The following is a 10014-nucleotide window of genomic DNA, read 5'->3' as shown; positions in this document are numbered from 1 at the left end:
CCTGGGCAGAATGGGACGACGCGGTCGCGGGCTTCGTGGAGATCGACCTGGTCGGTCATGAGGGCGGCAACAACGCCGGCGAGTTCTGTTTCACCCTGACAGTGACCGACATTGCAACTTTAAATCGTGAGCGGGGCGGAGCGCCCTGGTTGCGTGGAGGACCCGCCCAGCGATGATCGGGATCAGAATGACGTTGATGATGTAAGTACTTCGCTGTTGGGTGTGACCCGCAGAATGACTGGCCTGTGTTTGGTGCCTTGGAATTGATCTGTCCACCCGGCGGCGGAGTACGTCCTGTGCACGCTGACCGGGCGGACATGACCTTATAGGAGCCTGGCCAAGAGGCCCCATCAACGTCTTGTCTGCCCGCCCGGCCGGTGTTGCCCCCGCGCTCGAGCGAAAGGCACTTCCATCATGACAAATCAACGCACGGTTCTCGTCGGCGTCGACACGCACGCGGACACCCATCACGCGGCGGTCCTGGACGCAGGGACCGGCGAATTGCTGGCAGACCGGCAGTTCCGGGCAGACCGGGCAGGCTATGCGGCTTTGGCAGAGTTCGCCCTGGCGTACGGTGAACCGGTGCGGTTCGGGGTTGAAGGCACCAACTCCTACGGGGCAGGCCTGGCCCGCCACCTGCACCGGAACGGGTTCGACGTCGCAGAAATCATCCGCCCCAACAGGGCCGCGCGGCGCCTGCGCGGCAAATCCGACCCTCTGGACGCGGTGGCCGCCGCCCGGGAAGCTCTTGCCCACGATGACCTGCCGGCACCCAAACACGCTAACGGTCCCGTGGAATCGATCCGTGTCCTGCACCTGGTGCGTGACTCGGCCGTGCAGGCCCGGGCGAACGTGCTGCGCCAAATCAAGGCCGTTCTGGTCACAGCCCCTGCGGCCCAGCGCGAGAAACTCGCCCGGCACACCGGCAAAGCTCTGCTCGAGGCCCTGCGCCGCGTCCGCCCGGGTGAAGTGCTCGCCGGGACCGAGGCTGCCACCCTGATTGCCCTGCGCCACCTCGCCCGCCGCCACCACGGCCTCACTGAAGAGATCGACGAAGCCACCGACCAGCTGCGCGCCCTCGTCCAGGCCACCTCTCCGGCCCTGCTCGCGGCCAAGGGCATCGGCATCGTGACTGCGGCGCAACTGCTGGTAACCGCTGGGGACAACCCGGAGCGGATCAAGAACGAAGCCGCGTTCGCTGCCCTCTGCGGCACCAGCCCCCTCCCGGCGTCCTCCGGCAAGACCAACCGCCACCGCCTCAACCGAGGCGGAGACCGTCAAGCCAATGCAGCGCTCCACCGCATCGCCCTGACCCGGATGAACAGCGAACCACGCACCAGGGCCTACATCCAGAAACGAACCAGCGAAGGCAAAGGCACCAAGGAAGCCCTCCGCTGTCTCAAACGCGCCATCGCCCGCGAGGTTTACCGGCTCCTGACCAACCCGCCTACCACCCCGGCAACCGAGGACCTTCGCCCCGCTCGGCTCCAACGCGCCATCACCCTTCAAACCGTCGCCAACCACTTCGGAGTCCAACCCGCCCGGATATCAGAAATTGAACGTGGAAAACTCCACGACACCGCACTAACAACCGCCTACCGGCAATGGCTTAACGCCGCTTGACGAGACATAGGAGCATCAAACAGCGAAGTTGCTTCTGGTCGTTCATGGAAGTGGGGGAATGGAGCGGCATGACGCCTCCGTTCAGTTGGCGAAACCCAGAAGGCAAGGATGCAAATTTCCATCCCCAGCGTGAGCTGCAACTTTGAGGCCGACGCTGCGTTGTTCCGCGAGGCCGTCGAAATGACCCTGACCCAGGGGCGTGATTAGTGCAGGCTTCGTCATCCGGAGCCACTGGGGACGGGTATCAGAAGCATCGCGGGGGAGTGACGTGCTCGTTGGTGGCCTTCTTCGCTGCTCACTGCCGCCGGAACTGATCCGAGCCGTAGACGTGCGGCGGTCTCCCGTGTCCTGGTGAGCGCAAACAGCGCCACCGCAGAGAAGTACATGAGATGGAACGCCGGCGCGAACGAGTTGCCGGTGTCCTTCACCAGATCTGGCTGATAGGGGGAGTGGTTCAACCGAACGGGAAATGGCCACCTTGTGCGTCACTCTGACGCCGTCACAGCGCGCAACCGTCGGAAGAGCTCAGACATCACCGTGCCCGTGAGGGCACGCGCTGGGCAGGAAGACCATGAACAACGCAAGGTACGGGGACCAGACTTCGCACACGTGCATCAAGGCGCACCCGGAATCAGCAGGACGCGCGTCACCCGTTCGCTCTCTACGGTCGTCTGCGCGCGCCTCGGATCGGTGTAACGTCTGCAGGACCCCGTATCAGCCAATCCGTCACGCAGGACCTCAGGGCGTGCTGAAGCTGTGCGAGGACTTGATGGACGCGGCGAGGTCGGAGCGGAAGAAGGCCAACACTTCCGCAGCGCCTGCCGCGTCGCTGGAGGATGTCGCGACAGCACCCGCGAAGACCGTGCTGATCGCGCAGTCGGCGGGGAGGACGCCGAGGATGCGCACGCCGGGCTGCCCCACCAACTCGCTGAGCTGCTGCAGGCCGAGATCGACCTCGCCCTCGGCGAGCAGGCGCGCCACGGGCACGCCTGGACGGGCCTGCACCAGCCGGTCGCGGACCTCATCGGTCATGCCCCAGTGGTCGATCATTCGCAACAGTTCGGTGCCGCTCGGACCGGTGGAGTATCCGATGCGGGATGCCGTGCGCAGGGCGCTGCGAAGCTCATCGGCATTGGCAAAGGCCGTGCCTTCGGAACGTGTGGCTGCATCGGCGCTGCGTGTGGGCACGCCTACGGCGACCTCCGACAGTACGATCGGGGCGATGGATGCCGGATCGACGTGCCCCTCGGCAGCGAGGCGTTGGAGAGCGTCCTCGGCGAGGAACACAAGGTCGAACGACTCGCCGGCGGTCACCCGCTGGGCGGCGTTCACTCCGCCTTCGGATTCGAGCTGCAGAAGCGGTAGCCCCGCCCCGGCTGCAGCTTCAGCGAGGTCGGCGAGAACTAGGCGGGTGGCCATCGACGAGATAGCCCTCATGCGGCATCCTCGAAAGTCTCGGCGTCTACTTCGGCAGCAGAGGCTGGCGCATATCGCGCGCCAGAGATGGTATCCGTGCCAATCAGCTCGCCGGCCCGCGTCAGCAGCGCGCCGTCGACAGTGATGTCGGCCGCCGCCATGTTCTCACGCAGGTGCGCGACGCTCGTTGTTCCCGGGATCGGCAGAACGTGATCTCCGCGGGAGAGCAGCCAGGCCAGCGCGAGCTGTGCTGGGGTGCAACCGGCCTCCGCAGCCAGCTGACGCCAGGAGGCCAGCAGCGCCGCATTCGCACCCCAGTGCTCGGGCTGGAAGCGCGGCATGCCGCGGCGGATGTCGTTCTGGGACAGCTCACCTGGGTCCTTGATTGCATCGGCGAGGAAACCCCTTGCGACCGGTGAAAACGCAACCAGAGTCACGCCGTCCTCGCGGGTGGCGTCGAGCATGCCAAGCTCGGCATTGCGACTCCACAACGAGTACTCGTTCTGCACTGCCGCGATAGGGGTGACTTCCTGCGCCTCGCGCAGTCGCGCGACCGACACCTCGGACAGGCCGATTGCGCCGATCTTGCCCGCCGCGACCATCTCGGCCAACGCCCCGACGCTATCGCCGATCGGCACCTTCTTGTCCCACCGGTGAAGGTAGTACAGATCGATGTAATCGACGCCAAGGCGGGTCAGCGAAGCATCGACCTGTGCGCGCAGCGTATCGGGACGTCCATCGATGACTTTCACGCCATCGACGGACGCCATCCCGCACTTGCTCGCCAGGAAGACCTCATCGCGGCGCCCCGCGATCGCAGCACCTACAAGCTCTTCGTTGCGGCCGCCGCCATACAGTGTTGCCGTGTCGAGCATCCCGATGCCTTCATCGAGAGCGGCGCGCAGCATCGCCAGCCCCTCGTCACGGGAAGGGGGGACGCCGTACGCGTGGCTCAGCGACATACAGCCCAGACCGGTGGGTGGTAGCCTCACGCCAGCTGCTTCTCAAGCGAGCCGAGCACTCGGTAGCAGTCGATCACCTGGCGAAGCGACGAATTCGGCTCGCGTCCCTCGCGGATAGCCGAGATGAATTCACGATCCTGCAGCTCAATACCGTTCATGCTTACGGCGACATGCGACACGTCTATCGGCTCCTCACGGCCGTTGTAGAGATCGTCGTAACGCGCGATGTAAGTCTCGGTGTCGCCGATGTAGCGGAAGAACGTGCCGAACGGGCCGTTGTTGTTGAACGACAGCGACAGCGTACAGATCGCGCCCGACTCGCTCTTGAGCTGGATCGACATGTCCATCGCGATGCCGAGTTCGGGGTGGATCGGGCCCTGGACCGCGTTCGCCTGCACGATCTTGCCTGCCTGGTAGGCGAACAAGTCGACGGTGTGCGCGGCATGATGCCACAGCAGGTGGTCCGTCCAGGACCGGGCCTCGCCCTTCGCGTTCGTGTTGCTGCGGCGGAAGAAGTACGTCTGCACGTCCATTTGCTGCACGTTGAACTCGCCCGACGCGATCCGGTTATGTACCAACTGGTGCGAGGGGTTGAAGCGGCGGGTGTGGCCGACCATTGCGACGCGATTGGATGATTCAGCCGCCTCAAGCGCTGCCTCGGCATCCGCGAGCGAGTCGGCCAGCGGAATCTCGACCTGCACGTGCTTGCCGGCGGCGAGCACCGCCTGGGTCTGAGACGCGTGGAGCCCCGTGGGCGTCGCAAGGATCACTGCGTCGACGTCGTCGCGCTCGAGCACGGCGTCCAGGCCGACAACGGCGTTCTCGACGCCGTATTTCTCGGCAACTGCCCGGGTCGGTTCGGGCCGCGTGCCGCTGACGACGGTCACCTCGGCATCGGGGATGTTCATCAGGCCGTCGAGATGTTTCATGCCGAAGGCGCCTGCGGCGCCGACGACGGCCACACGGATCTTGTCAGTCATGGGGGCTCCTTAGTTGCGGATGCGGATGCGGTCAGTCGGTCGGGTTCGTGAGAACAAGGTGGCCGACGGCGGTGTTCGACGCCGGCACGTGGTAAAAGCGGTGGTTCACCTCGGGGCTCTCGCCTTGGAACTGATCATCCATCGCACCGCGCGCGATGAGCCAGTCGACCAGCTCGATGCCCTCGGAGCCGGCCTCGTCGACGTACTCCATGTGCTGCCATTCTGTCAGGCCTACGGGGTCGGCGATGAGGTGGTCAAGGAATGCGTTGTCCCACTCCTCGTTAATGAGGCCGGCGCGCGGGCCCTGCAACTGGTGGCTCATTCCGCCGGTTCCCCAAATTTGCACATTGAGCGGCTCGCCGTCCCACTTGTCCAGCGCACGGCGGAGCGCACGCCCGAGTTCGTAGCAGCGACGTCCGGACGGCACCGGGTACTGCACCACGTTTACGGCGAGGGGGATGACCCTGACGGGCCATTCCTCGACATCGCCATACACGAGCGACAGCGGCACCGTAAGCCCGTGGTCCACGACCATCTCGTTGACGAGCGTGAGGTCGAAGTCATCCTGGATCACGGACTGAGCGATGTGTGCGGCCAACTCGGGATAGCCTTTGACGTCGGGCACAGGGCGGGGGCCATAGCCCTCGTCCGCGACCGGGTACTCCGCGCCGGTGCCCAGCACGAAGGTGGGGATGATCGACGAGTCGAACGCGGTGGCGTGGTCGTTGTAGACCAGGATCACGACGTCGGGGGTGTTCTCCTTGGCCCACTTGCGGGTCCACTCGTAGCCGCTGAACACCTTCTTCCAGTAAGGCTCCTCGGTCTTGCCGTGATCCATCGCCGCGCCGATCGCAGGCACGTGCGAGGTGAACAACGCAGACGTGTACTTCGCCGGCGCATCGGGGCGCATGACCTCGGACTTCTCGGCCGGCGCGGGAGGGGTCCATCCGTCGAGATCCTTCAGCCGCACACCCTCGGGGCGACGGCCTCCGCCGATCATCATGTCTCGGTAGGCGGCCTCGCTCATGCCGGTCATCGAGCCAGCCATCTGCTGGAAGCTCAGGCCGTGCGTGGCGCCGATCTTGCTGAGGAAGTAGATGTTGCCGCCCTCGGCCATCATGGCGTTCAGGTCCATGTCGAGCACCGCCTGCCGCTGGGCGGGGCTCAGCGGCCACTCGTCGAGATAGGCCTCGCGGTCGGCGAGGTAGCGCTCGCGGTTCTCGGGCTTCATCAGCGACATCGAGAACTGGTTGAGGTGGTAACCCTTGCGGGCCATCTCAGCATCGAAAATGATGGTGCCGGGTACGTCTTTGTACGGTTTGTCGAGCGTCATGTCATACTCCTTCGGGCCAGTAGAGGCGGGCGGGATTGTCTACGAGCAGCTTGTGCTGCAGTTCGGGGGTCGGTGCGATGTGCGGGATGAAGTCGACCAGGAGCCCGTCGTCGGGCATGTGATCCTTCAGGTTCGGGTGCGGCCAGTCGGTGCCCCAGAGCACGCGATCGGGGAACTCCTCGACGACGCGACGCGCGAAGGGCACGACATCGGTGTACGCATTTTGCTCGCCGTCGAGCGCGCGCGGGCCGCTGCTCGAGAGTCGCTCGGGGCAGGAAACCTTGGTCCAGACGTTCGGGTTTTCCCGCATGAAGCGCAGGAACAGCTCGAACTCGGGACCGTTCGGGTCTTTGGTCACGTCGGGGCGACCCATGTGGTCGACGACGAGGTCGGTGGGGATCGCCGAGAAGAAGTTGTACAGCTCGGGCAGATCCTCGGCCTCGAAGTAGATGACCACGTGCCAGCCGAGCGGGGCGATCTTCGCGACAATCGCGTCGAGCGACTCGGTCGGCACCCGGTCGACCAGACGCTTTACGAAGTTGAAGCGCACGCCCCGGACGCCGGCGGCGTGCAACTCGGCGAGCTCCTCATCGGTCACGTCCCGGCGAACCGTGGCGACACCGCGTGCGCGACCCTCGCTGCGCTGCAGCGCGTCGACGAGGGCGCGGTTGTCGGCGCCGTGGCAGGTGGCCTGTACGATCACGTTGCGCTCGAAGCCGAGGTGGTCGCGCAGCGCAAACAGCTGCTCAGCCGAGGCGTCGCACGGAGTGTACTTGCGCTCCGGCGCGTACGGGAACTGCTCACCCGGGCCGAAGACGTGGCAGTGCGCGTCCACCGCGCCTGCGGGCACGCGAAACGTCGGAGTCGAGGGCCCGTCGTACCAGTCGAGCCATCCGGGCGACTTCTCGAAGCCGCCGCTGGTGTCCCCGTGCGCCATGGTGCTCATGCCTCCACGTACTCGAGGCCGGCCTTGGCCAGCGGCTCGCGCATGTTGTAGATATCGAGGCCCAGCACGCCCTCGCGGAACTGATGACGCTTGGCCTCCTCGTTATCCTCGCGCTTCTGGCTGGCGTCTGCCACCGCTCCGACAAGCTCGCGCGGGACAACCACGACGCCGTCGACATCGGCCACGACCACGTCGCCAGGGTTCACCACGGCGTTCGCGACCACTACGGGGATATTCACCGATCCGAGGGTCGCCTTGACGGTGCCCTTCGAGTTGATCGCGCGAGAGAATACCGGGAAGTCCAGCTTCTCGAGGTCGGCGACGTCGCGCACGCCGCCGTCGATGACGAGGCCCTTGCAGCCGCGCGCGGTGAGCGAAGTCGCGAGCAGCTCACCGAAGAAGCCGTCTTCACTCTCGGTGGTGCATCCGGCGACGATCACGTCGCCTTCCTGCACCTGCTCGGCGGCGACGTGGAACATCCAGTTGTCACCAGGCTGCAGCAGCACCGTCACGGCCGGGCCGCAGAGCTTAGCGCCGGTGTAGGCCGGCCGGATATAGGGGCGCAGGAGCCCGACTCGCCCCATCGCCTCGTGGATAGTGGCGACGCCGAACTGCGAAAGCCGTTTGACGTCCGCGGGATCCGGACGTTCGATGTTGGTGCGGACGATGCCTAGGTTGTTCAGTCGCAATTGATGGTCCTTTCAGAGTCCGCGCGCAGTAAGGGCGCGGTCAAGCCGTGGGTAGACACGGCGGGCGTTGGCTTCGAACACCTGCGCGCGCTGCGCGTCGTTCAGGTTCGTGGTGGCGTCGACGTACCGCTTGGTGTCGTCGAAGTAGTGTCCGCTGCGCGGGTCGACGTCGCGGACGGCGCCGATCATCTCGCTCGCGAAGAGGATGTTCTCGGTCGGGACGACCTTGGTGAGAAGGTCGATGCCCGGCTGGTGGTACACGCAGGTGTCGAAGAACACGTTGTTCAGCAGGTGCTCCTCGATTTCGGGCTTGCCCAGCGCCATTGCGAGCCCACGGAAGCGCCCCCAGTGGTAGGGAACGGCGCCGCCGCCGTGAGGGATCACGAGCTTCAAATCGGGGAAGTCGCGGAACAGGTCGCCCTGGAGCAGTTGCATGAACGCGGTGGTGTCGGCGTTGAGGTAGTGCGCTCCGGTCGTGTGGAAGGCCGGGTTGCACGACGTGCTGACGTGCACCATCGCCGGGATCTCGTATTCGACGAGTTTCTCGTATATCGGGTACCACGAGCGATCGGTCAGCGGCGGGGACGTCCAGTTGCCGCCGGACGGGTCGGGGTTAAGGTTCACGGTGACAGCGCCGAGTTCCTCGACGGCGCGGGTAAGCTCGGCAACGCTCGTCGCGGGATCAGCACGGGGGGACTGAGGGAGCATCGCCCCCACCAGGAAGCGTTCGGGGTAGAGCTCGCTGACGCGGGCGCACAAGTCGTTGCAGATCCGGGCCCAGGTCTCGCTCACAGCGAGGTCTCCGATGTGGTGCGCCATGAACGAGGCACGAGGGCTGAAGACGGTGACGTCGCTGCCGCGCTCGTTCATGAGCTTGAGCTGGTTGGCCTCGATGGTCTCACGGACGTCGTCATCGCTGATGCGCAGGGTTGCAGGGTCAGGAGCGTCCGCGCGTCCTTCAGTGAATGCGATCTGCAGATCACGCCAGGCTCCGAGCTGTGTTGGAGCTGTGGTGTAGTGGCCGTGGATGTCGATAATCACGCGTGTCGTCCTTGTCACTAAGTGTTAGCGGTGCGAGTAGCTGCACTTCGTTGGATCAGTGCTGCCCCAAACCGACTCTAGGGGTGTTCGCCACTGTGGTCCAATAGATATGCAAAGACAAAGCCATTGATATCATCTATGGCATGACGTTCACCGACCTCAACCAGCTCCGGACATTCGTCACGCTCTACGAGCTGCGCAGCGTCACGGGCGCCGCCAGGCGCCTACACGTGACACAGCCCACGGTCAGCTATTCCCTGAAGCGGCTCAGGGAGCGGTTCGGCGACGAGCTGTTCCGTCGCGAAGGGAACGACATGGTGCCGACCGCGAAGGCGACGCAGTTGTTTGGGCCCTTGCACAACGCCCTGGCACAGATAGACGCGACCGTCATGGGATCGGACGTGTTCGAACCGACCGGATTCAGCGGCGAACTCGTCCTCGGACTCACCTCGATCGGTGAACAGACGTTCCTCCCACCGATCATGACCGCCCTCGGGCGGGTCGGCGCCGATCCGCGGATACAGGTAGAACGGCTCGATTCGGACGAGGTTGAGAGCGCGCTAATCCGCGGCACCATCGATCTGGCACTTACCGTGTCGCGGATCGCCACACCCCGGCTGTGGAGGACGCACGTGCGTTCGGTCGAATACGTGGCGCTGTCGTCCGGGGCGCATCCGCTGCCCCCGACCGGGCCTGACATGTTCGCGGGAAGGCGCTTTGTGCGGGTCTCCGCCCGTGGCGGGCACGTGTATCCCGTGCAGGCGCTGACCGAACACGACTTGATGTCCCAGGTCGTGCTGACCATGGAGGAATACGGCACCGTGCCTGCCGTGCTCGAGGCGACAGATCTGGTCGTCCTGCTGCCCCGACATGTAGCGGGGGTGTTCTGCGGCTGGTTCCCCCGCCTTCGCATCGCCGAGCTGCCCTGGCCCGCGCAGAGCACACCGGTGGAGTTGTATACGCGGCGCGAGGCCAGCCTCTCGCAGGCGCAGCGATGGTTCCGCTCGCTGGTGCTTGATGCGGT

Annotated in this window: 9 protein-coding genes; 2 read left to right on the top strand and 7 right to left on the bottom strand. The window is 65.2% G+C overall.

Annotation, left to right across the window (positions count from 1 at the left end; all coding sequences use genetic code 11):
• Window positions 1-414: 414 nt before the first annotated feature.
• The gene (locus VFW79_RS01485) at window positions 415-1623 is read left to right on the top strand and encodes an IS110 family transposase (protein ID WP_329675548.1); all 1209 of its coding nucleotides are present in this window, start codon (window positions 415-417) and stop codon (window positions 1621-1623) included.
• A gap of 738 nt (window positions 1624-2361) precedes the next feature.
• Here the strand turns inward: VFW79_RS01485 and VFW79_RS01480 are convergent.
• Genes VFW79_RS01480 through VFW79_RS01450 form a run of 7 tightly spaced genes read right to left on the bottom strand, consistent with a single transcriptional unit; the run spans window position 2362 to window position 8990 of the window.
• The gene (locus VFW79_RS01480) at window positions 2362-3060 is read right to left on the bottom strand and encodes a substrate-binding domain-containing protein (protein WP_329675547.1); all 699 of its coding nucleotides are present in this window, start codon (window positions 3058-3060) and stop codon (window positions 2362-2364) included.
• Complete coding sequence (locus VFW79_RS01475) at window positions 3057-4001, bottom strand: aldo/keto reductase (protein ID WP_329675546.1); 945 nt, start codon at window positions 3999-4001, stop codon at window positions 3057-3059. Before VFW79_RS01475 ends, VFW79_RS01480 begins: the two co-directional genes overlap by 4 nt.
• 26 nt (window positions 4002-4027) lie before the next feature.
• Complete coding sequence (locus VFW79_RS01470; RefSeq protein ID WP_197024932.1) at window positions 4028-4981, bottom strand: Gfo/Idh/MocA family oxidoreductase; 954 nt, start codon at window positions 4979-4981, stop codon at window positions 4028-4030.
• 31 nt (window positions 4982-5012) lie between these two features.
• Window positions 5013-6314 (bottom strand): protocatechuate 4,5-dioxygenase subunit alpha/beta, encoded by a 1302-nt coding sequence (locus VFW79_RS01465; protein ID WP_028270764.1) that lies wholly within the window; start codon window positions 6312-6314, stop codon window positions 5013-5015.
• 1 nt (window position 6315) lies between these two features.
• Entirely contained in the window at window positions 6316-7260 is a 945-nt protein-coding gene (locus VFW79_RS01460; protein WP_329675545.1) for an amidohydrolase family protein, read from the bottom strand.
• On the bottom strand, window positions 7257-7949 hold the full coding sequence (ligK, locus tag VFW79_RS01455; RefSeq protein WP_329675544.1) for a 4-carboxy-4-hydroxy-2-oxoadipate aldolase/oxaloacetate decarboxylase: 693 nt from the start codon (window positions 7947-7949) through the stop codon (window positions 7257-7259). Before ligK ends, VFW79_RS01460 begins: the two co-directional genes overlap by 4 nt.
• Before the next feature lie 12 nt (window positions 7950-7961).
• Window positions 7962-8990 (bottom strand): amidohydrolase family protein, encoded by a 1029-nt coding sequence (locus tag VFW79_RS01450; RefSeq protein WP_329675543.1) that lies wholly within the window; start codon window positions 8988-8990, stop codon window positions 7962-7964.
• Between the two features lie 143 nt (window positions 8991-9133).
• Between VFW79_RS01450 and VFW79_RS01445 the strand changes: the two genes are divergently transcribed.
• Window positions 9134-10014: LysR family transcriptional regulator (locus tag VFW79_RS01445; RefSeq protein ID WP_329675542.1), on the top strand; the 881-nt coding region annotated here is incomplete at its 3' end.

This window comes from Cellulomonas sp., from assembly GCF_036279715.1.
GTDB lineage: Bacteria > Actinomycetota > Actinomycetes > Actinomycetales > Cellulomonadaceae > Cellulomonas_A.
Note: the sequence above shows the minus strand (reverse complement) of the source record. Positions and strands in the feature narration are given on the sequence as shown.

Bases quoted from the DNA above. Each gene is read 5' to 3' on its own strand.
- VFW79_RS01485 (WP_329675548.1), top strand. From the start codon at position 415: ATGACAAATCAACGCACGGTTCTCGTCGGCGTCGACACGCACGCGGAC.
- VFW79_RS01470 (WP_197024932.1), bottom strand. From the start codon at position 4,981: ATGACTGACAAGATCCGTGTGGCCGTCGTCGGCGCCGCAGGCGCCTTC.
- VFW79_RS01480 (WP_329675547.1), bottom strand. From the start codon at position 3,060: ATGAGGGCTATCTCGTCGATGGCCACCCGCCTAGTTCTCGCCGACCTC.
- VFW79_RS01460 (WP_329675545.1), bottom strand. From the start codon at position 7,260: ATGAGCACCATGGCGCACGGGGACACCAGCGGCGGCTTCGAGAAGTCG.
- VFW79_RS01475 (WP_329675546.1), bottom strand. From the start codon at position 4,001: ATGTCGCTGAGCCACGCGTACGGCGTCCCCCCTTCCCGTGACGAGGGG.
- VFW79_RS01465 (WP_028270764.1), bottom strand. From the start codon at position 6,314: ATGACGCTCGACAAACCGTACAAAGACGTACCCGGCACCATCATTTTC.